Here is a 20,755-nt window from a genome sequence, read left to right on the forward strand (position 1 = left end):
AGCCCCCTTTGGTCCGTAGACATTATGCGGTATTAGCAGTCGTTTCCAACTGTTGTCCCCCACCTCAAGGCATGTTCCCAAGCATTACTCACCCGTCCGCCGCTCGTCAGCAAAGTAGCAAGCTACTTTCTGTTACCGCTCGACTTGCATGTGTTAGGCCTGCCGCCAGCGTTCAATCTGAGCCATGATCAAACTCTTCAATTAAAAAGTTTTGTGTCTTTCGACAGCTCAATGAATTCTGAATTTATTTAATATCTTTCGATATTGAATTGACTGTGCTGCAATTCTTTTCTTAAGTAAAACCTAAGTAAGTTATTGCTGTTGGTCACTCAGTTTCAATTGAGACTCTAAATTTGTTTGCCTCACTACCTAAGTAGCTTGGCTGTTAGAACTCAATCTGTACGAGTGCCCACACAGATGATTGCTTTATATTGTTAAAGAACGTTGCGACGTTGTCGCTAGGGATGCGTATAATACATCCTTTATTTTTCGAGTCAACACTTAATTTTAAACTTTCTTTTTAGAAGATTTAAAACTGAAGTTTTACTTAACTCTGTGAGCAGCTTGTGCCTCGCTATGCGTTGGCGTTCCCCGTCTCAGTGGGGTCGCATTATAGGGAGATCCGAAAACAGATCAACCCTTTTTTTAGATCTTTTTACTGTTCGAACAAAAATAGAGCAAAACAGTGTAAAACTAGCTAAATCACTGGCTAAGATGATGCTTTTTTATACTGATTTTTATTATTTAATATAAATTTCATTGCTATGTTCGTTTAAGACGTTAAGATAGCAAGTTCACAATGTTAAATTAATGTTTATTTCCTGTTTATTGGTAGATCTAAAATGAAATTACCCGATCAAAAATCTTTTATCTTCTCTGTTATTCTTGCTGTAGTTGGTTTTGTTATTGTTGAGTTTGCTTTAGGCAGCTTAGCTTTAAGCCCAGCATTGCTATTTGGTGCTGGTTTATTAATTGGTGGGATTGCTATTGCTGCAATGTCATCGGAAGGTGGTGAAGAAGCTGAAGTTAAAACAAAAACACTTTATGTTGGTAATCTTCCTTATCGTGCAAATGAAGGTGTTGTTCGCGCTTTGTTTGAAGAACAAGGTAAAGTTTTCAACGTGCGCCTATTAAAGGATAAAAATACTGGCAAACGTCGTGGCTTTGGTTTTGTTGAAATGGCACAGGCAGATGCAGACAATGCAATTGCTAAGTTAAACGATAGTGAGTTCCAACAGCGTACTTTAAAAGTACGTGAGGCAAAACAAAAACAAGAAGATGATTCTAGCTCTTTACGCACTGAGACGGATCAATCAGTGTAACGTGCTTTATAGCTAGCTTATTACTCAAAACATCAGCCGTTGCATAATATTGCAGCGGCTTTTTTTTGTCTGTAAATTTATTTCCAAAGTTATGCTGCTCTAGTAGGTAGTTTACTCTGCTAGCAATGGCCGCGCCTGAATCGAGTAATTGCACTGCGTTATTAAAGTACGCTTGTATAGCATCGCTAAGAATTGGGAAATGTGTGCAACCTAGTACAAGTACATCTATATCTGAGTTAATGCGCAAACGCGTAAGCTCTTTATGCAGTTTGAGTGTATCTAGCTGCTGAGTGAAAAATAACTGCTCTGCCAATGCCACCAGCTCAACACTGCTATATAAACTCACTGTTACGTTGCTGGCATGCTCTTTTATTAATGTATGAGTATAGGGGCTTGCAACTGTGGCGGGGGTTGCCAATAAGCCAATGTGCTTTGTGCGAGTTACTTCAGCAGCAGGCTTTATTGCGGGCACTACGCCGACAATAGGTATTGATGTAATTTTGCGTACTTCACTCAAGGCTGATGTAGAGGCTGTATTGCAGGCTATAACAATAAGGTCGACATTAAGCGCGTTTTGCTCAATAAAATAAATGAGTGAGCATAAACGCCCTATAATAGTTTGCTGGGTTTGCGCGCCATAAGGGAGTAACGCATTATCCATAAAGTAACTGTACTGTGCATCTGGAATACGCTTTTGAATATGCTCAAGCACGGTGGTGCCACCTATACCTGAATCAAATACCATTATGTGGGCTGACAAACTTTGGTTCCTACTGTTTATTAAGAACGGCAGTTTGCCATGAGGTATTTATAAAAGAAAGTAGTTTAGCTTTGCTCAGACTTTAGCGCGTCGAGTGCATCGCCCGCTGAATTTAATTGGTTTAGGTTTTCAAACATTGCTTGGGTGTAATCAACTAGCTGATCGACCGCTGCTTGATCTTGGTTTAGCCACTCTATAATACCGGCAAGCTGATCTTGTAAGCCTAGTTGCGATGCTTTATCAAATGCATTTTTTAGATCGTCATTAAAAGGTGCGATCGCATCGGCTACCTCTTTCGTTGGGTTTGGCTGATATTGCTCATAACTTTTAACGGTAGCGACTGTTTTTGTTTGGCGAAGATCCATTGAAAATGCAACGAGTTGCTCACTGCCTAAGCTCAGCTCTTGTGCTTTTTCAAATGCTTCATCCAAATCACCACTAAAGAATGTTTTACTTACACCTTGTAGTTCTTCCATCATGGCATTAATAGCATCTTGCTCTTGTTCGTTTAAATCACCATTAACTGACATTGAAAAAGACAGCTCTCGAGATTGCGACGATGAGCTGGCAAACGATTCGCTGTTATTGCTTTGTTGATACCCGCTCGCTGTTTGAGACTCATATGCATCAGCAAAGCTAATACTGACCTCATCACCTTCGGCCGTTGTAAACTTATACTCGGCATTGCTGCTCATACTTACATATTGTGCTTGGCTTACGCTAACACTGGCCGCTTGTGGGTTAAATAGGGTTTGCTCAAACTCATCAAGTCCCTCAAAAATGCCTTCTTTTGACTTGTCGATTCCCTCTTGCATTTCTTCGTTAAATACACCGGTGCCTTTTAGCTCATCAACTGCTTCGTCTATACCGGTTTGAACACCTGTGCGCGCATCATCTAACATATTTTTTAATTTATCGTCATCGGCACCATTGGCTTTGGCTTTATTAACTGCGCCAGATACAAAGTCGAGTACATTTTTTACTATTTCATCAAAATCGAATAAAGGTTTATCGGCTTGTTTTTGCTCAACAGGTAAACCTAGTTGCTCTGCCATTTTGTCGCCAAGCACTTTTGCAGCAAGTTCTCTGCCTCGCTGTAATGAACTTTCTTGCGGAGATTGGATTGTTGGCTGCTGTAGCGCCTCTTTATTATTGAATTTGTTTACGTTGTTGTTTGGCGTATAGCCATAATTACCGATTTTCATGATCCACCTCCGTTACGTACTTAGCTTATTATCGGCTAATAGTGACAAAACTAAAGTGCATGTTTAAAAAAACAGCAACTTTATTATCAGCAAAACTAGACAAATACTGCTCGCTCCCTACAATAGCGCCGATAAATAGATCTCATAGATAAGGTAGTAGCATTAATGGCAGTGATTAAAATAGATACCACACAGTACGATACGCAGCTAAATGAAAAAGAGCAGCGTATTACGTCGCAATTTAAGCGATTTGGTGTGCAAGCGTTAGAGGTGTTTAGCTCAGAGCCAATTAACTACCGCCAACGTGCTGAATTTAGAGTATGGCACGATGGGGATGATCTATTTCATATTATGTTTGATCAGGCCACGAAAGAAAAAATTCGCGTCGACACCTTTGACCCTGCCGCGCCATTAGTTGGTGAAGTTATGCAGGTGATGATTGATAATTTAAAGTCGTGTGAAGTATTACGTCGTAAGCTGTTTCAAATCGATTATTTATCGTCATTAAGTGGCGAGATTTTAGTAAGCTTGCTTTATCACAAACCACTCGATGAGCAGTGGCTGACTGAAATAAAAGCCCTGAAAGAAAAACTGAGCAGCAAATACAACATTGACTTTATCGGTCGTGCGCGCAAACAAAAAGAAGTACTAGGCAATGATTTTGTTACTGAGCGTTTAACCGTAAACGGCCAGGAGCTTATTTATCAACAAGTAGAAAATAGCTTTACGCAACCTAATGCTAAAGTGAATATAAAAATGCTGGAGTGGGCACAAGACTTATGTAAACCACTGAGTAATGATCTGCTGGAACTTTACTGTGGTAATGGTAATTTCTCTATTGCATTGGCGGGTTCGTTTAATCGCGTATTGGCTACTGAAATATCTAAGTCTTCTGTGCATTCAGCGCAATACAACATTGCTAAAAATAAGGTAGATAACTTAGATATAATTCGTATGTCGAGTGAAGAGTTTACCCAGGCAATGAATGGCGAACGTACCTTTTCGCGTTTAGAGGGGATAGATTTAAAAAGTTACGATTGCCAAACTATTTTAGTCGACCCTCCACGCGCAGGTATGGATACCCTTACCTGTGACTTAGTAGCCAACTACGAGAACATTATTTATATATCGTGCAACCCAGAAACGCTTGAGCGCGATTTAGATCATTTAACCCGTACTCATAATGTTAAGCGCTTTGCGATATTTGATCAGTTCCCTTATACGCATCACATAGAATCGGGTGTTTTCTTACAAAGAAAATAGTGAGTTAATATTATAATGCCAGCACCTTTATAAGTGCTGGTATTTGATTTTCACTAAACACTTCAATTTGATGCTCCATCAGCAACTTAGCAGTCATACCCATGCCCTGTACTTTTACCCCACTATGGCTACCATCGTAAATTGTATTTCTACCACACGAAGGGCTCGACTCTTTAAGTAAAGCAAAACGAATTGCATGCTCATTACATAAGTCTAGGGCTTTAGCTGCACCTGATTTAAATTCTTTAGTTACATCCTCATAAGTGCTCGTTACGACTCTCCCTTGTTTTATCTCTGCTGATGCTCTAGGTGTTGGCAATCCACCAGCCACCTCAGGACAAAACATAACTAACCTATTTTCTTTACGCCATACATTAATTTGCGGGTGCGATAATGCTTGGCTTTTACCATCGTATCGAACAGGTAAGCCAAATAAACAACTCGATATTAATATTTTTTCCATTGCTATATCCCTATAAACAAAAAAAGCTCCTTACGGAGCTTTTTTGTTTTAGCAAACCTTACTTGTTCGCTAAATAGTTAATTAATTTACTAATATCTTCTGGCGCGGTAATACCAGACTCACGGCCTAGATTTAATTTGTATTTACCATTTACGATAAAGGTTGGTACGCCACGTAGCGCGCCTTTTTCTTTAAAGTAATTTTGGTCACGCTTCATTTTAGAGCTTAATGTACGTACCGAGAAGCTTTTGTATAGTTTATCAAACTTATCACCATCAACACCCTGCGCTACAAACACATCTTTTACATCTGCAAGCTCGTTAAATTTAGCGCGCTTAGTGTGAATGTGATTAAAAATAGCCGCAACAATTTTATCTTTTTGTGGAAGTACTTCCGCAGTGGCCAGCGCTTGGCTCATCATTTGTTGGTTTTCTGGATCGCGAACACCGACAAAATCAACATGGCTCTTTTTAAATTTAACGTCTTTGTCTAGCTTTGGCTTAAACTCACCAATTAACGCTTCCATGTTATTACAAGCAGGGCAATAAAATGAGAAAAACTCTTTTACTTCTGGCTTTTTAGTCGCACGCTCTGCCACTACATCGTAATGCACGCCCTCTTCATAAGTGGCGGCTACACTGCTCGCAGCCATAGGTAGTAGTAATGCAAGTAGACCTGCTTTAACTAATTTGATCATTGTTATTGTTCTCCGAGATTAAAGTGTTAGTAAAAAAGCAACTAACTCATTCAGTTCTTGCTGGTTATTAATGGTGTTAATGTTTATTTTATATTTATCGTTTACGATAAAGGTAGGCACACCGGTTAGCGCACCTAGTTTTGAATATTTGTTTTGTTTATCTTGCATTGCACGCTCAGCTGAAATAATTGGCATGCTGGCAATGTCTTGATCAAACGTTGCACTATCGATACCATTAACTTCAAGCAACTTTTTAACGTCTTTCATTTGCGTTAAAGGTGCGCGCTGTACATGAATACTTTTAAAAATTTGGTCGCTGATACTTTGTGCTTGACCGTGCTTTTTACCGATTAAGTAGGCGTAGCTTAAGTTGCTTTGCGCCTGTGGTGATACACCGCCTAAAAAGTTAACGTGATTTTTTATAAATTCAGTGCCCTCAGGTAGGCTTTTTTCAATTGCCTTTGCAACAGGCTCAAATTTAAAACAATGCGGACAGTAAAACGAGAAAAATTCGGTTACTTGCGGCTCTGCGCTTTTTTCTACATCAATAACAGTATACTGGTTATCGGCTTCAAACTGTGCAGCAAGGGCTGCAAATGGTAAACATAAAAGTAGTAGGCTCAGTTTCAATTTTTTAAGCATTGGTATCTCGTGTACTTTTTAAATAAAATTTTATGGCAATAACTTCAGCGGAGCTTCTTGCAGTGCTGCAAACTGCTCTTTAAGCGCTAAAATTTGTTGCTCCCAGTATTTGTCTTCAGCAAACCATGAAAAGTTCCGTACGAACGCAGGATCACTCCATCGTTTAGCTACCCAACCCATATAGTGAATAATACGCATTGCACGAAGCGGTTCAATTAATTTGAGTTGAGTGTGGTCAAAATCACAAAACTCTTCATACGCATTTACAAGGGTGTCTAACTGTAACAGCTGTGTTTGACGATCGCCACTGAGCATCATCCATAAATCTTGAATGGCCGGCCCCTGACGAGCGTCATCTAAATCAACAAACATAAGTGCTTCGCCTGCCCACAAAATGTTACCTGCGTGGCAATCACCATGTAAGCGGATCCCTTGCACATTTTTATACTGTGCTTGCGCTTGTTCAATAACCAAGTCCAATATGGTGTAAAAAGCCGTGCTGATCCCCATAGGTACCAAATTACTTTTTTGCAGATGAACTTTAGCTGTATGCAAATATTCTTCGCAACTAAAGGTAGGTCTGTGCTCAAATGGTTTGCTTTTAGCCACCTGATGCATACGGCCAATTAAACGACCCATTACATCAAGCTGATCCAGGTTATCAACTTCAAACTGTCGCCCGCCTACACTTGGAAATAACACAAATACATAACCTTGGTGCTCAAATAAGCTTTCTCCGTTGTGTTTAATGGGTGCAACAACGGGTACTTCGGCCTCAGCTAATTCAAATGCAAAGTCGTGCTCTTCTTGTATTTGCGCTTTGCTCCAGCGCTCTGGTCGGTAAAACTTAACAACGTAGCGCAGGCCATCTTCCGCCTTAAATTGGTAGACTCTGTTTTCGTAGCTATTAAGTGCTAATAAACCTGACTCTGCATATATACCAACGCTTTCTATCGCATCGAGAATTAAGTCGGGCGTTAAATCTTCAAAACTAAATTTACTCATGGGCTTCTTAATGTAAAAAGCGGGTTACCCCGCTTTTGTTAGTGTGTTTATCGCGCTTTAAAAAAGTTACTCGGTTGCGATATGCTTTCATCGGGGTCATTAACCGGTGAAAGTACAAAGCTAAACTCCGTCATTGGCGCTTTTAAATCATACGGGTCCATCACAAGTGACAGTGGCACATTATGCGATTGCCCTGCTTGCACTGTAAATGTTTGCTTGCCAATGTACTTAAAGTTTTCAAGGCCTTGAACATCAATATTAAAGGTTTGCTCGTACTGCGCCTTGTTGATTACTTTTAATGTATAGGTGTTTTCTACCAAGCCATTAAAGTCAACTCGATACAGTTGGTTACGGTCTCGTATTATGTCAAAGTCCATAGGCTTTCTAAATGCAATGTTAGCCACCAGCGCACTGGTAAGCACCACCAGTATGACCGTGTAACCTATGATTTTAGCTCGCAGTGGGTTGGTTTTATTTTCAGGTGTTTCGAGATTACGCTCTGTAGTATAAGAAATAAGACCCCGCGGGTAATCCATTTTATCCATTACACCATCGCAGGCATCAATACATGCGCCACAGTTTATACACTCGGCTTGCAAACCATTACGAATATCTATCCCTGTAGGGCACACCTGTACACACAAGTTACAGTCTATGCAATCGCCCATATCTAAATCTTCGTGGGCAATTTTACGCGAACGTGGGCCCCGGCTTTCGCCGCGTTTTTCATCGTACGTTACGGTGTAAGTGTCTTTATCAAACATAGCTGATTGAAAACGTGAATAGGGGCAAATGTGTAAACACATAATTTCACGCATCCACCCTGCATTAGCGTAAGTACACGCTGCAAAGAAAATAATACTTACCAGCGCGTAACCACCTACATTAAAGGTAACAAAGTCAGGGAGTAATTCACGGATAGGCGTAAAGTATCCGACAAACGAAATCGCCGTATATAAGGCAAATAAAACCCAACTGGTGTGCTTTGCTGTTTTTCGCCAAAACTTATCAAAGTCCATCGGGCGTTGATCTAGCTTTTTACGCTGATTCGCTGTGCCTTCAAACTTTTCTTCAAACCAAATAAATATAAAGGTCCATACAGTTTGCGGGCAGGTATAGCCACACCATACTCGGCCATAAAAGGTAGTAACCAAAAAGAGTGCAAACGCGGCCAACATAAATATAAAGGCTAATATAGTGAAATCTTGCGGCCACAGCGTTAGCCCAAAAATATTGTACTTTTGGCCAACTAAATCAAATAACACAGCTTGCTGGCCATTAAAATTTATCCAAGGCAAAAGCATAAAGGCAAGCATGCCTAAAAAGCCTATACGCTGTCTAAGTAACTGATGAAGCCCTTTTACTGCGCGAACATAAATTCGGTTACGTGGGTTAAACCTGTCGTCTTGACGGCTTAAATCCGGTTGTTGGATTTTAACCTCTGCAGGTATATTCTTTACTTTAATTTGCTTGTCCATCGAAGTTCCTCAACGCCGCTTGGAAATAAAAACGTAGCAATGTGTGCGTATTCTATACTGTAACTGTAGTTCGTTAATGGTAAGTGTGATTAGTTTAAATAATCAGCTGTTTGAATACTTTCAGATATTTCAGAAATATCTAACTGCTGTTGGCTATTATAACAATACTGGCTAAAATTACAGGTATAGATTGCTAATAATTTATTCATCTCAGTTACTTGCTTTTAAAATGCAGTTTATTACACTGCTTGCTAAATTTACCCCATTAAGATCAAGGTTTACGCATTCATGAAAAAGTTTATTATATTGGTCATTCTGATCCTTGCGTTTTTTACTATTGATCACCCATTAGTTAAAGAGCCCCGCGAAAAGCTACTAGGTGAAGGTGTGGGTTTTTTAAGTGATGCGAGCAAAATAAACCGTAGCCCAGCAGCCAATATGGCTAAAAACCGTATTAGCAGTACGTTAAAGCTCTCTGAGTCTGAGCACGAATATATTGAAAAAACCTTTACCACTGATGATTCAGTGCAGTTATTTCATTTACGTTATTGCCGCGAGCGCGACCTAAATTTATATTTTTACGAAGAGCGTTTAAATACAGTGTGTAAAATTGTATCGGATGCATTAGAACAAAAGAGAGCTAAGTAGTGGATTTTTCGCAGTTAAACAAAAAAGCGAGTGACTCTTTTCATAAACAGCGCACAATACTTAAAAAGCTATCGCAAGGAAAAACCTTGCATTGTGAGCAGTGCGGCGAGGTGTTAACACTCGATTTAGCCACCAGCGAGCCGGGTAAAGGCGTTGTTAAGTGTAAAAAAGGCTGCACTGATATTATTTTAGAACTTGGCGCTTAATTATCCTAAGCGCCGTTTAATACACCTAAAGGCTACTCTTCCCACCCTTCATCTGTAATCAGCCCACTGTTTATGGCTACCACCTCAATAAGCTCGGCAAAGCCTAATGCAAAGTCGCCCATTGATTCGTACTGATACTGATATAAAGCTTCGAGTGTCATACTATTTTGCTGCGCAATTTGCACTCTTGTTTGCTCATCAACAGCAAAAAAGCTAAGCGTACTTAGCGCACTCTCTAGTGCTTCTTTGTACTGAGGCTCTAAAGCGGGAGCTGTTAATAGAGGTTGTGCGTATTCTTGAGTAGCACGTAAAAAACCTTCACTCCACGCTTGGGTATAGTCTAGGTCAAAATTGGCGGGTAACTTGTAACCGGTTTCAAATACTTGCTCACTAATTTGATGGTATAACGCCATAAATAAAAACAGTATTTCTTCGTCTAAATCGTTAGCCGTATTAGGCACAATATGCGCTAACCACTGGTGAACTTCTAATGGGCTTGGCGAACAAATAACCCCAAATAGATAGCCTTGGCTTTGTGTTAAGGACATAGCCTGAGGTTGAGTACTTAAAAATGCACTTAATTGCTGTGCGTGTTGTTCGTTAAACTGTGGTAATTGCATTAAATCTCTTTTATTACATTAAAAATTTAGTGGGTAGCGGCCCTGTGCATCGGGGCGGCCTAAAAACTTAACCGCGTCGTGTACATCTTTTGGTAAGCTAGCATCAGGTTTAACATAGCCTGCTACTTTAAAGTCAAAGTTAGCTTTAAGTGTTGCGTCGGCTTCAAGGCCTAACGTGTTATCTGGGTCGACCAAAATAGCTATATCGCCCGACTTACAGCTTAACATGCCACTCAGTGGGCCTATATTAAACCAGCCATTAAAGCCTTTAACATCTATATTTGGGCTGGCAATCTCGCCTTTTAATGACTCACAATAAGGCACACCTGAGGTGTACTCGTTAAGCTCTAAAATGACTCGACCTTTAGCCGTAGCTGGTATAGGTAGTGCAATACGTTGCATGGCACGCTCTACGGTCGAGCGAATTATACCATCGGTAACTTTAACCACATTGTTAAATAATCCGTAATTCACATCAGCATAGCCCGAAATATCGCTACGCTCACGCGGATTACCAAATTTTAAGTTAGCATTTAAATTACCCGTAAATAACTGCCAGCCAGCAATATCCCAGCGTACATTATTTAGCTGCTCGTCTTGATAGCGCACTTGCATCATCTGACCTTGCCATACACTCCCTACGGTTTGCCCTATTTCAAGCTGTTTTGGTAAGTACGGCTTAGCTAGGTCTAACGCAATGGCCGCTGGTAATTTCATTATGCAAAACACAATAAAACTAATAAAAAATACCACTGATAATATTATTATTTTTTTCATTAATTACTTCTCTAGTACTAAGCGGCTTACACGTACAAACCCTGATTTATCATCTTTGCTTAAATCAAGGTTCTCTACTCTTAAGCCATGCTGATTAACCAGTTCGTCTAACCATTCTATTAATTGATTAAACTCTACCGAATCAAGCGTTAAACGTAACGAGTTATCGTTAGGCTGCATTTTACTAATAGTAATACGGTAACGACTACGCGTTGAATTAACCACTTGGCTAATATTTTGATTGCTAATTGCCTGCGTGTTACCCGCCGCTTTTAACTTTACTATGCTTTCATCAACCCATACGAGCAGCTCTTGCTGAGTGACGTACGACTTTTTAGCTTTATCTATGGCGTTATTTAAAGGTCTAAAAATTCCCATTACTAAAACAAAAACAACAAATATACCACCAGCAACCATAATCAATTGCTGCTCTTGCTCTTTTAAAGAGCGCCAGTATTGCATTATTTGCTTTTTCATACTGCACCTCGCAGTTTAATTTCGCCTACGACAAAATCGCCATCGTTATTTAACGACCCTTGTTCAACCGTTAACCCTTGTTGCTCAAGTATACTTTTTACTTTACCAAACGTTTGAAAGTCTTTTGCGCGTGCGCGTATTCGCAGCTCATTACGGCGTTTATCGTAACGTAGGGTTTCTGGCGTAAATTCGCTTACTTGCGAAAAAACGCCAACCAATTGGCTGGTCAAATCTAAAAATCCAGCTTCACTTTCGCCATTAATGGTTTTAAGCGCGCCCCTGATTTGGCTTTTAATTAAGTTAGGACGTACTTTAGTTCCGGGGAATGCTTTTTGGTATCTATCCACTACCTGGGCTTTAGCAAGCTCAACACGCGAGTTAAGTTGATTTAGTTCAACAAGCTTTATAGCAATGGTAGCAAATAAAGCAACACCGGTAATAATGGCTGCGCCTTTCCAATAACCCCACCACAGTGCACTTTTCTTTTTAAGCTGGTACATACCTTGGCGTAAATTAAATTTAACGCTGGTAAGTTGTTTAGCAAATAAAGCCAATGGTAAATCGTAGTCGCTTGCTTGCGAAATTAGGTTAATACATTCAGGAAACTGATTAGCTGGGCTATAGTGCTTTACACTCGGTTCGCCAAGTGCACTTAAGTAATCCCTTAGCCAGCTATTTTCAACGGCACTAATATGCCAATCGCCTCTTTTAAATAACCACTGATTATTAAGCTCTATGGCGGTTAATGTATCATCGTCGGCTGTAGGCAGTAGCAGGGCATCAGGTAAAATGGTGTATACCGCCAAGTTATGCTCTGAAAATAAAGCAAGCCAGGTCTCAAACCACTCGCGGTCAGTTAAGGCAACTTTAATTGCATGCTGCTCATTAATCATAGTGGGCTCGCCAATTGCGACAAATAGCTCGTCTATATCGCACGCAATATCTTCTTCAAGCATGTATGGCAACGCTTGCTCTAACTTACGATTCCACTTAGTCGGCAACGCCACTGTTTTAAGCTGCACCTGATCGCTAGGCAGTAATACCACTACCTCGCGGGTTTGCGCTTTTTCACTTAGCTCACTTAAACGGCTTGCATCGGTTAATTCCCCACTGGCAATTATTTCTTGTTCTTGTGGTGAATAAATTAACCAATTTAATTTATCTTGCTCTGTTTGACCCGTGCGGATCAGCAGTATTTCTGTCACTGTACGCCTCCAAATTTTCGCGCCAGTATCGTTACTTCGCCATTTTTGGCATGAAGTAATGTGGTCATCGAAAAACGCAAATCGACAAATGTCGCCTGCGTTTGTAATTTAAAATATTCGCTGTTAATACTAAATAGTTCTTTAACCGAATCTAAATTTGTACCGCCTTGCTGCTGTACCTCGGAAAAAAATTCATCCACGCTATCAAATCCGGTTTCAGGGCGAGCCGCTATAACGGCCTCTGCGCCCGATAACGATAATTCGTCAATCATGGCACTTAAAATAAGTGCCTGTTCGGGAAGTAACGTATTGACGTTAATCGATAATAAGGGAGACCACGGAATAACACACACAAAAGGTAATACCTTTTCCATTACTAGCGGATTAAAACCTTTTACCAAACGCAACTCAGAAGGTGATGCAAATAAACTATTTGCGCTCATATAAGGGTAATCACGCGATAAATACTCGTCTTCTTCAGCGCCTGAACGATAGGTAATGCTGTTTTCATCAAGCCAGTCAAATACACTGTCTGCCATTGCTTCTTCGCTTTCCTCGGCAGGTAAATCTTCAATGTTTTCTAATAATGCAAAGAGTGCTTTATGAGCAGGGTTGGTTTTGCTGGTAGAGTTTGGGTCTGGTGCTTCCCCTAATGCATTTAAATTTAAACACGCCTGTAAGTCAGTAATTTTACCGCTTAGAGTACCGTTATCTACAGGGTATTGGGTGTCGCCTTGCGTGGCCCAAACCTGATCTAACGAGGTTTTGTCAGGATCATCGTCTTTACTTAACTTTAGTGCCTTTATTGCCAGCTCTTCACCGCCGTAGGCATACCACTTTGCTTGTTGGTGACCTTGCAGGTTAGTGCTTTTTTGAACCTGCACCATTAAATTAGCACTCATTTCTACGGCTAATATCGCGGCCAGTGCAACAATAAAAAGCACAATAACTAATGCGGCACCGCGTGATTCGCGCTTATTCATTAATTACTCTCCCCGCTGTTTTTGCCCTGCCCGGGTACTAAAAAAACACGACGAATAGGCTCTGCCTCAATTTGTTGTAAAGTAACCGCAACCGCTTTAGGTAAGGCTTTTATTTGCCATTGCTCTTGCCACTCGTTGTTGGCATCTAAAAATTCAAATTTAAGCTCTTCAATACCTTTTAAAACAACTTGTACCCGCGGCTCCATATTATCAAGCTGATCTACATACACTCTGTATACACGCTCTAAATTGTCATCAAGCACTCTATACCCTACGGCTTGTAACTCAGAACGAGGCAGCAAGTTGATTGGGTTAACCCAGCCATCGCGTACAAACGCAATACCATCGTATTGGCTTTCTAATATATAACGCCCTGCTAGTAAGTATTGCTCTTGCGCATCACCGGCTTCGTTACGTACAGTGCGCTGAGTCATTTGGCTAAAGTCTTGGTCCATTAACCTAAATGCGGTTTGTAGGCCGTTAAGCTCCGCTATTTTTTCATCAGACGCTTCTTTTGCTTTGGTGGTTGAGTCTAAAATTTGGTGAGTAGCCATAATCACCACCGCTAAAATAGCCATAGCAACTAATACTTCGATTAATGTAAATCCGCGCTGCTTCACTTATTAGCTGCCTTTATTTAAATAAGTTGAAAGCTCGTACACCGATTGCTCGTATTTTTCGTCGCTAAAAACATTTATGGTCACTTTTACAAAGCTTTTGTCTGCAGTTTTTGCTATTTCTTGCTTCCAAAACCACTCAACGCCCGCCATTACTTCGCTGCCGCGCGCGCCATTTTTAGCCTGCCAGTCTTTACCTTTACTACGCTGCACCACAAGCACATTTTCTGCCACCCACGATGCATACGTTTGCTCTTCAAGTGTTGTTAAATGATTTATATGCTCGCCGGTTGCTTGCATAGCTGCAATCCCAGCCATAGCACAAATACTTAACGCCACAAGCACTTCGAGTAAGGTAAAGCCTTTATTTAGCCTCATTATTATGGCTCTTTTCGCAAATTAACAGGGGCTGTAAATTCCCCTTCAATGTAATACACAGGCTCGCTTTGCTCTTTTAATTCAACAATAAGCTGAAAGGCGCTGACCTCGCCAGATGATAAAATAAGGACTTGCGGTATTTTTAGTTTTTCAAGCTCTAATAAGCTATCGTCATCGCCGCCGCTCATTAGTTCACGCCAATTTGCTTGCTCAAGTAAGTTCTCTTGTGACCAGGCTAAATCTTCTAAATTGAGCGTGAGCTTTAACCGTTCATCCAGCTCAATGGGCTTGTAAAGGTCTTCGCGGTCAAAGGTAATCCATTTTTCGCCATCAAATACTAAAAACTCAAGGGTGTTTTCCTCAACCATTAAGCCAAGTTCTATTTGATTTAAAATAGCAAATTCAGAGGCCATGTTAATGGTGGTATGCAGCCTAAGCGCTTGTGTATCAAGCTCATCTTCGGCACCGCCTTCTAAGCTGTATACCACCATTTTGGTCGCAAATGCGATAATAGTAAGCACCACTAAAATTTCTATTAAGCTAAACCCACGGTGGTGGGCGCGCATACGATTAAGGCTTACTTGCATAGTAAGCCTCGTGCAATCGTATTTAACCATACTGCTTGGTTAAGTCGCATTTATTGCTCGTCTTCGTTCCAGTTGCCAATATCATCATCGGTACCGGCTTCGCCATCAGGTCCCATCGAAAAAATATCAAACTTGCCAATTTCACCTGGGCTAATTAGCTGGTACGGGTTGCCCCATGGATCTTCTGGTAATTCATTTACAAAACCACCATCAGGGAAACGCTTAGGAATTGGCTCAATGCTGGTTTTATTGACCAATGCTTCTAAGCCTTGCTCTGTGCTTGGGTAGCTTTTATTTTTAAGCTTGTATAAGCTCATTGCATCTTCAAGCTGTTGAATATCTAGATGTGCTTTATCGATAGCAGCTTCTTCTTGTTGGCCCATAATATTAGGCGCCACAATTGACATAATCATCCCGATAATAACCAATACCACCATTACTTCGAGTAAAGAAAAACCTGATTGTTTATTCACGTAAATACCTCATTTTCCAAAAACATAATTTAATTTGGCGTCATCTAAGTAAATAGTAACTTAGCTAACCCCTTAAAGCTTAAAGTCCTACCGCTTTATTCATTGCCATTATTGGCTGTAAAATAGCCATTACTATAAACAAAACAATCACCGCCATTGAGGCAATCATTGCTGGCTCTAATAATTTTAATGATACGTTTACCATGCTTTCAAACTCACGGTCTTGGTTATTAGCCGCGCGCTCTAACATTTGTTCTAGCTCACCTGATTTTTCACCGCTGGCAATCATGTGCAGCATCATCGGCGGAAACAACTTAGTTTGCTGTAAAGCCGCTCTTAGGCTTGCACCTTCACTGACTCTATCGGCAGCATCTGCCACCGATTTTTTCATTTTTTTATTCGCTAATACGCCACCCGATATGCGCATACCTTCAAGTAGCGGTACTGAGCTTGACGATAAAATACTGAGTGTACGCGCAAAACGCGCGGTATTAATACCCCGCGCTACTTTACCAAAACCAGGCATGTGCAGTACGCGGTCGTCCCACCAAAAGCGAATTTTAGGTTGTTTAAGTGCATGTTTAATGCCTACTGCCAGCGCAGTAATGACTAACAAACTTATAAACCAATAATTTTGTACAAAGTGGCTGCCTGCCATAACCCATTCGGTCGTCCAAGGCAGTACTTGCTTAGTTTTTTCGAAGGTTTTTAAAATTTTAGGCACAACGGTACCGAGTAAAACCGAAACAATACCAATAGCAAAAATAACCAAAATGGTAGGATAAACCATGGCTTGAGTAATTTGGCTGCGCATGTGTTGGCGCTGCTCGGTGTAATCGGCAAGGCGATTTAATACTTGGTCAAGGTGCCCTGATTTTTCACCTGCGGCTACCATTGCTCGGTATAAATCGTCAAATACATGTGGGAATTCACTCATGCCATCGGCCAGTGTGTAACCCTCTACCACCTTTGAACGTACCGACATAAGCATACGTTTTAAGCGAGGCTTTTCACATTGCTCTGCCACCGCCATGACAGCCCCTTCAACTGGCAATGCCGATTGAATGAGCGTCGCAAGCTGGCGCGTAATAAGGGCTAAATCGGAGGTTGATACGCTGGGTTTAAAAAAACGACTTAATAACGGCGTTTTTGCGCCACTAACTTGTTTTTCCCCTTCTGCTGCAGGGACAACTTCAAGCGGCGTAAGTTTTTTTTCGCGCAGCGCTTGGCGAATTTGCTTAGCTGTATCGGCTTCTAAAATGCCTTTTTGTTCTTTCCCTCGGCCATCAAGGGCACGGTATTCAAACGCCGCCATGGTTAGGCTTCCTCACGGGTAACGCGTAGAATTTCTTCAAGGGTTGTTTTGCCTGCCAATACGCGGCTACAGCCATCTTGGCGTATGCTTGGGCTTTTTTGGCGAATGTATTTTTCAACACTTTGCTCGCCTTTACCGCTGTGGATCATTTCGCGTATTTCTTCATCAACCACGAGTAATTCATGAATACCAGTACGCCCGCGGTAACCATTAAAGTTACACTCTTCACAGCCTACTGCGCGGTAAATTGTAGGTGCGCTATCAAACGGTACACCTAGCAGCTCACACTCACGCTCATCAGCAGTGTGACCTTCTTTACAGCTATTACACAAAGTACGTACTAAGCGCTGCGACAGCACGCCTAACAATGACGATGACAGTAAGAATGGCTCTACACCCATGTCTTCCATACGGGTAATTGCGCCCGAGGCGGTATTGGTATGTAGCGTAGACATAACTAAATGACCTGTAAGCGATGCTTGCACGCCAATTTGCGCGGTTTCAAGGTCACGTATTTCACCGACCATTACCACATCGGGATCTTGACGTAATATTGCACGAAGCCCGCGGGCAAAGGTCATATCTACTTTGGTGTTTACTTGCGTTTGGCCAATCCCCGGAATTTCGTACTCTATTGGGTCTTCTACCGTTAAAATATTACGATCGCGAGAATTTATTTGGCTCATACCGGCGTACAAGGTGGTACTTTTACCAGAACCCGTTGGGCCAGTAACCAAAATAATACCGTGTGGTTTACTAATTAAATCAGCAAACAACTCTCGATTTTGCGGCGTCATGCCTAAATCTTCAAGGTTTAAGCGGGCATTGTTTTTATCAAGTAAACGCAGTACTACACGCTCACCAAAGCTAGATGGCATGGTAGATACACGTACATCTACTGCACGCCCTGCAATACGCAGGCTAATACGACCATCTTGCGGAATACGTTTTTCTGCTATATCTAGTTTCGCCATTACCTTAATACGCGATACTAATAACGAGGCAAGCTTACGATTAGGTTTAAGCACTTCTTTTAATACGCCATCAACCCTAAAGCGAATCACAAGCTCTTGCTCAAAGGTTTCGATATGTATATCGGATGCACCTTCTTTAATTGCTTCGCTTAACATGGCGTTGATTAGTTTGATGATAGGCGCATCATCATCGCCGGCTAATAAATCTTCGGTTTGTGGGAGCTCATCGGCAAGGGAGAATAAATCGACCTCATTACCAATATCTTCCATCATTTGTTGTGTTTCAGAGCTGTCGCGCTGATACGCAGCCTCTAATAGTAACTCAAATTTATCGTCAGCTAACTGCTCTAGGGTAAAGCCTTTACCTGCAATGCGACGTACTTCTAGCAATACTTCAACATCTAGCTCGCCGCGGTAATACACAATTTGCTGTTCATTATTTTTACTAAGCAGTACACCCGCTCTGCGCGCATACGAAAAAGGTAAACGTTTTGGAGGTAATTCAACTAAATCGTTACTTGTAAGTAACTCCTCAGAGCGTGTTTCATCACTACGATGAACCACGTCTTCGTTTATTTGTTCTATTGCGCTAGTCATCTTCACGCTCTGCACGTTCTTTAGAGCTCAATGCTTTTAAGTGCTCTTCATAAGTTGGTGGCAGAATAAGCTCATCATCCCAAGATGGAAGTAAAGGAACATCTGAATTTGGCATAAGCTCTATACCATCTTCTTTCTCTTTCATTTGCTCGCCACGGATAAAGTTATACTTATTAAAGCTTAACTTATTCATATTAACGCCATCGCGAATAATCGTTGGGCGAATAAATACAATAAGATTACGCTTACGTTTGGTCGTATTTGTTGACTTGAATAAGTGACCTAAAATTGGAATATCACCTAAAATTGGTACCTTAGATACACTTTCTTGCACGTCTTCATCAATTAGGCCGCCTAACACAACCATACCGCCATCATCAGCCATAACGGTTGTGGTAATGGCGCGCTTATTAACAGAAATATCGACAGCGGTTGCACCACTTACACTCGATACTTCTTGTTCAATTAATAATTGTACTGCTGAGCCATCGTTAATTTGTGGGGTTACTTTTAGTTTTACACCCACTTCTTGGCGTTCAATAGTTTGAAATGGATTATCGTTATTACTGCCTGTTTGCGAACCAGTAATAATGGGCACTTCTTGACCCACTATCATCGACGCTTCTTCGTTATCCATGGTGGTAATAGAAGGTGTAGCCAGTATGTTTGAGTTAGTGTCAGTTGAAACGGCCTGAATAATTGCACCCCAGTCGTTTTTAACTAAACCAAACGCTAAGCCATTAACACCACTTAGTAGCGAGGCAAGTGCCGAATAATCACCCTCAGTTGTTTCATCGTAGCTGGTTACGTTACCTGATTCTGTGCCTATTATTGTTTGTGTGGTTGTGGTGTCTTGCGCTTGAATACCTGCAACCGCTAATGAGCCTACAGGCACAGTTGAGCCATTATTAAACTGCAACATACCGCCATCTTCCGAAATCCATTGCGTACCTAAGTTAACGCCATCTGATTCCATTACTTCAACAATAATCGCTTCTACAAGTACTTGCGCACGGCGAATATCGAGCCTATCAATCACGGTCTCTAATGAGCGCATGGTATCGGGCTGTGCCGTAATAACTAATGAGTTTGAGTCAGGGTGGGCTTCAATACTGGCATCGTTTTTATTGTTTGTGCGAGTTTTACTTGTGCCTTGGCCATCTTCTGCAAGCGTTTTACTTACGCCTTGCAGTACTTTTACTAAATCCTCTGCTTTGGCGTAGTTTAAGTAAAATACTTTGGTATTACCCTGGCTTTCAAGTTCGCCATCTAGGCGCTTAATTAGTTCTATAGCACGGGTACGGGCTTGCCCTTCACCGCTTACTATTACGCTATTAGTACGGCCATCGGCAACCACCTTAGGGATCAAAAATTCAGGAACGCTGCCTTTACCGCTGTCTTTGTAAATATTTTCAACAACCGATACTACATCATCTGCTGTTGCATATTTAAGCTTAACAATATCTACACGCTTATCACCGGCTTGATCCACCGAGCGAATAATTTCTACTAAGCGATTAACCGACGCTGCATGGCCAGTAAGCATCATGACATTGGCAGCATTAAAGTTTGCTACATGGCCACCGTCTTTTTGGTCGCTAAATTGACGTACTAATGGACCAAGCTCTTGAACACTTACATTTTTAACGCGTACCACACGAGTGATCATCATATCGCCCGATGCAGCGCTGTTTTCTGTAATTAGCGGCACATTTGATTTTTTAGCGTCAGAGCTTTTTTCAATCTTGATAATACCGTTGTCCATTTCTACTGCTGAGTAGCCATACACTTCGAGTACATTTAAGAAAAATTGGTAGTACAGCGCTTCATCCATTAACTCATAACTGCGTACGTTTACTTTACCGCGCACATTTGGGTCAATGATCACTGTTTTATTAAGGTTTTTACCAACAATGTTTATAAACTCGTTGATATCTGTGCCTTTAAAGTTTGCAGCATATTCAACAGCTGAAACCGACAACGAAATACTGGCTGCTAAAAAAAGCGCTGCGTACTTAGCTAACCCTTTTTTAATTTTTTTGAGGTGTAGCACCTGAACCATT

The 20,755-nt window shown here is 41.2% G+C and carries 23 protein-coding genes and 1 rRNA gene; 4 read left to right on the forward strand and 20 right to left on the reverse strand.

The window, feature by feature from the left end; translation table 11 throughout:
- Window positions 1–204, reverse strand: a 16S ribosomal RNA gene (locus tag PSH54_RS20050); the annotation flags it as partial.
- Window positions 205–842: 638 nt separating this feature from the next.
- Here PSH54_RS20050 and PSH54_RS20055 point away from each other — a divergent pair.
- Complete coding sequence (locus tag PSH54_RS20055) at window positions 843–1,322, forward strand: RNA recognition motif domain-containing protein (RefSeq protein ID WP_096042403.1); 480 nt, start codon at window positions 843–845, stop codon at window positions 1,320–1,322.
- Here PSH54_RS20055 and murI read toward each other — a convergent pair.
- Complete coding sequence (gene murI, locus PSH54_RS20060) at window positions 1,285–2,082, reverse strand: glutamate racemase (RefSeq protein WP_121638082.1); 798 nt, start codon at window positions 2,080–2,082, stop codon at window positions 1,285–1,287. The genes PSH54_RS20055 and murI overlap by 38 nt on opposite strands.
- 65 nt (window positions 2,083–2,147) lie before the next feature.
- A complete protein-coding gene (locus PSH54_RS20065; RefSeq protein WP_029773305.1) occupies window positions 2,148–3,287 on the reverse strand; it encodes a DUF5610 domain-containing protein in 1,140 nt (379 codons plus the stop codon).
- Window positions 3,288–3,452: 165 nt separating this feature from the next.
- On the opposite strand from PSH54_RS20065, the gene trmA reads away from it, so the two are divergent.
- Window positions 3,453–4,550, forward strand: a complete 1,098-nt coding sequence (gene trmA / locus PSH54_RS20070; RefSeq protein ID WP_064387293.1) for a tRNA (uridine(54)-C5)-methyltransferase TrmA — start codon at window positions 3,453–3,455, stop codon at window positions 4,548–4,550.
- 10 nt (window positions 4,551–4,560) lie between these two features.
- Here the strand turns inward: trmA and PSH54_RS20075 are convergent, their stop codons facing one another.
- From PSH54_RS20075 to ccoG, 5 genes are read right to left on the reverse strand one after another with little or no spacing between them, the layout of a single operon-like run.
- Complete coding sequence (locus PSH54_RS20075; protein WP_055255782.1) at window positions 4,561–5,013, reverse strand: DUF523 domain-containing protein; 453 nt, start codon at window positions 5,011–5,013, stop codon at window positions 4,561–4,563.
- 58 nt (window positions 5,014–5,071) lie between these two features.
- The gene (locus PSH54_RS20080) at window positions 5,072–5,710 is read right to left on the reverse strand and encodes a thiol:disulfide interchange protein DsbA/DsbL (RefSeq protein ID WP_004588433.1); all 639 of its coding nucleotides are present in this window, start codon (window positions 5,708–5,710) and stop codon (window positions 5,072–5,074) included.
- 18 nt (window positions 5,711–5,728) lie between these two features.
- On the reverse strand, window positions 5,729–6,352 hold the full coding sequence (locus PSH54_RS20085; protein WP_024032543.1) for a thiol:disulfide interchange protein DsbA/DsbL: 624 nt from the start codon (window positions 6,350–6,352) through the stop codon (window positions 5,729–5,731).
- Window positions 6,353–6,382: 30 nt separating this feature from the next.
- Entirely contained in the window at window positions 6,383–7,357 is a 975-nt protein-coding gene (locus tag PSH54_RS20090; RefSeq protein ID WP_248463366.1) for a serine/threonine protein kinase, read from the reverse strand.
- A 47-nt stretch (window positions 7,358–7,404) separates the two neighbouring features.
- Window positions 7,405–8,835 (reverse strand): cytochrome c oxidase accessory protein CcoG, encoded by a 1,431-nt coding sequence (gene ccoG, locus PSH54_RS20095; RefSeq protein WP_273606966.1) that lies wholly within the window; start codon window positions 8,833–8,835, stop codon window positions 7,405–7,407.
- 288 nt (window positions 8,836–9,123) lie between these two features.
- On the opposite strand from ccoG, the gene PSH54_RS20100 reads away from it, so the two are divergent.
- Both PSH54_RS20100 and PSH54_RS20105 read left to right on the forward strand, forming a co-directional pair.
- The gene (locus PSH54_RS20100; RefSeq protein ID WP_256846726.1) at window positions 9,124–9,483 is read left to right on the forward strand and encodes a hypothetical protein; all 360 of its coding nucleotides are present in this window, start codon (window positions 9,124–9,126) and stop codon (window positions 9,481–9,483) included.
- Window positions 9,483–9,689: a hypothetical protein gene (locus PSH54_RS20105; RefSeq protein ID WP_004588438.1), complete on the forward strand. Its 207-nt coding sequence runs from the start codon at window positions 9,483–9,485 to the stop codon at window positions 9,687–9,689. Before PSH54_RS20100 ends, PSH54_RS20105 begins: the two co-directional genes overlap by 1 nt.
- Window positions 9,690–9,721: 32 nt before the next feature.
- Here PSH54_RS20105 and PSH54_RS20110 read toward each other — a convergent pair whose 3' ends face one another.
- From PSH54_RS20110 to gspD, 12 genes are all read right to left on the reverse strand, one after another.
- Complete coding sequence (locus tag PSH54_RS20110; protein ID WP_054983933.1) at window positions 9,722–10,309, reverse strand: UPF0149 family protein; 588 nt, start codon at window positions 10,307–10,309, stop codon at window positions 9,722–9,724.
- A gap of 18 nt (window positions 10,310–10,327) precedes the next feature.
- On the reverse strand, window positions 10,328–11,086 hold the full coding sequence (locus PSH54_RS20115; RefSeq protein WP_064387295.1) for a type II secretion system protein N: 759 nt from the start codon (window positions 11,084–11,086) through the stop codon (window positions 10,328–10,330).
- A 3-nt stretch (window positions 11,087–11,089) separates the two neighbouring features.
- The gene (gene gspM, locus PSH54_RS20120; RefSeq protein WP_024032550.1) at window positions 11,090–11,563 is read right to left on the reverse strand and encodes a type II secretion system protein GspM; all 474 of its coding nucleotides are present in this window, start codon (window positions 11,561–11,563) and stop codon (window positions 11,090–11,092) included.
- Window positions 11,560–12,768, reverse strand: coding sequence for a type II secretion system protein GspL (gene gspL, locus PSH54_RS20125; RefSeq protein ID WP_273606967.1), 1,209 nt, complete (start codon window positions 12,766–12,768; stop codon window positions 11,560–11,562). The genes gspM and gspL overlap by 4 nt, the downstream gene beginning before the upstream one ends.
- Window positions 12,765–13,751, reverse strand: a complete 987-nt coding sequence (gspK, locus tag PSH54_RS20130; RefSeq protein WP_273606968.1) for a type II secretion system minor pseudopilin GspK — start codon at window positions 13,749–13,751, stop codon at window positions 12,765–12,767. The genes gspL and gspK overlap by 4 nt, the downstream gene beginning before the upstream one ends.
- On the reverse strand, window positions 13,751–14,371 hold the full coding sequence (gene gspJ / locus PSH54_RS20135) for a type II secretion system minor pseudopilin GspJ (protein WP_004588444.1): 621 nt from the start codon (window positions 14,369–14,371) through the stop codon (window positions 13,751–13,753). The genes gspK and gspJ overlap by 1 nt, the downstream gene beginning before the upstream one ends.
- A gap of 3 nt (window positions 14,372–14,374) precedes the next feature.
- Entirely contained in the window at window positions 14,375–14,746 is a 372-nt protein-coding gene (gene gspI, locus PSH54_RS20140; RefSeq protein WP_024032554.1) for a type II secretion system minor pseudopilin GspI, read from the reverse strand.
- 2 nt (window positions 14,747–14,748) lie between these two features.
- Window positions 14,749–15,333: a type II secretion system minor pseudopilin GspH gene (gene gspH, locus PSH54_RS20145; RefSeq protein ID WP_004588446.1), complete on the reverse strand. Its 585-nt coding sequence runs from the start codon at window positions 15,331–15,333 to the stop codon at window positions 14,749–14,751.
- Between the two features lie 50 nt (window positions 15,334–15,383).
- Window positions 15,384–15,806: a type II secretion system major pseudopilin GspG gene (gene gspG / locus PSH54_RS20150; protein ID WP_004588447.1), complete on the reverse strand. Its 423-nt coding sequence runs from the start codon at window positions 15,804–15,806 to the stop codon at window positions 15,384–15,386.
- 79 nt (window positions 15,807–15,885) lie between these two features.
- Window positions 15,886–17,121, reverse strand: a complete 1,236-nt coding sequence (gspF, locus tag PSH54_RS20155; protein ID WP_004588448.1) for a type II secretion system inner membrane protein GspF — start codon at window positions 17,119–17,121, stop codon at window positions 15,886–15,888.
- Window positions 17,122–17,123: 2 nt separating this feature from the next.
- The gene (gspE, locus tag PSH54_RS20160) at window positions 17,124–18,692 is read right to left on the reverse strand and encodes a type II secretion system ATPase GspE (protein WP_064387296.1); all 1,569 of its coding nucleotides are present in this window, start codon (window positions 18,690–18,692) and stop codon (window positions 17,124–17,126) included.
- Window positions 18,685–20,754, reverse strand: coding sequence for a type II secretion system secretin GspD (gspD, locus tag PSH54_RS20165; RefSeq protein WP_024032557.1), 2,070 nt, complete (start codon window positions 20,752–20,754; stop codon window positions 18,685–18,687). The genes gspE and gspD overlap by 8 nt, the downstream gene beginning before the upstream one ends.
- Between the last annotated feature and the right edge of the window lies 1 nt (window position 20,755).

Source organism: Pseudoalteromonas sp. Angola-30, assembly GCF_028599215.1.
GTDB classification, from domain to species: domain Bacteria; phylum Pseudomonadota; class Gammaproteobacteria; order Enterobacterales; family Alteromonadaceae; genus Pseudoalteromonas; species Pseudoalteromonas atlantica.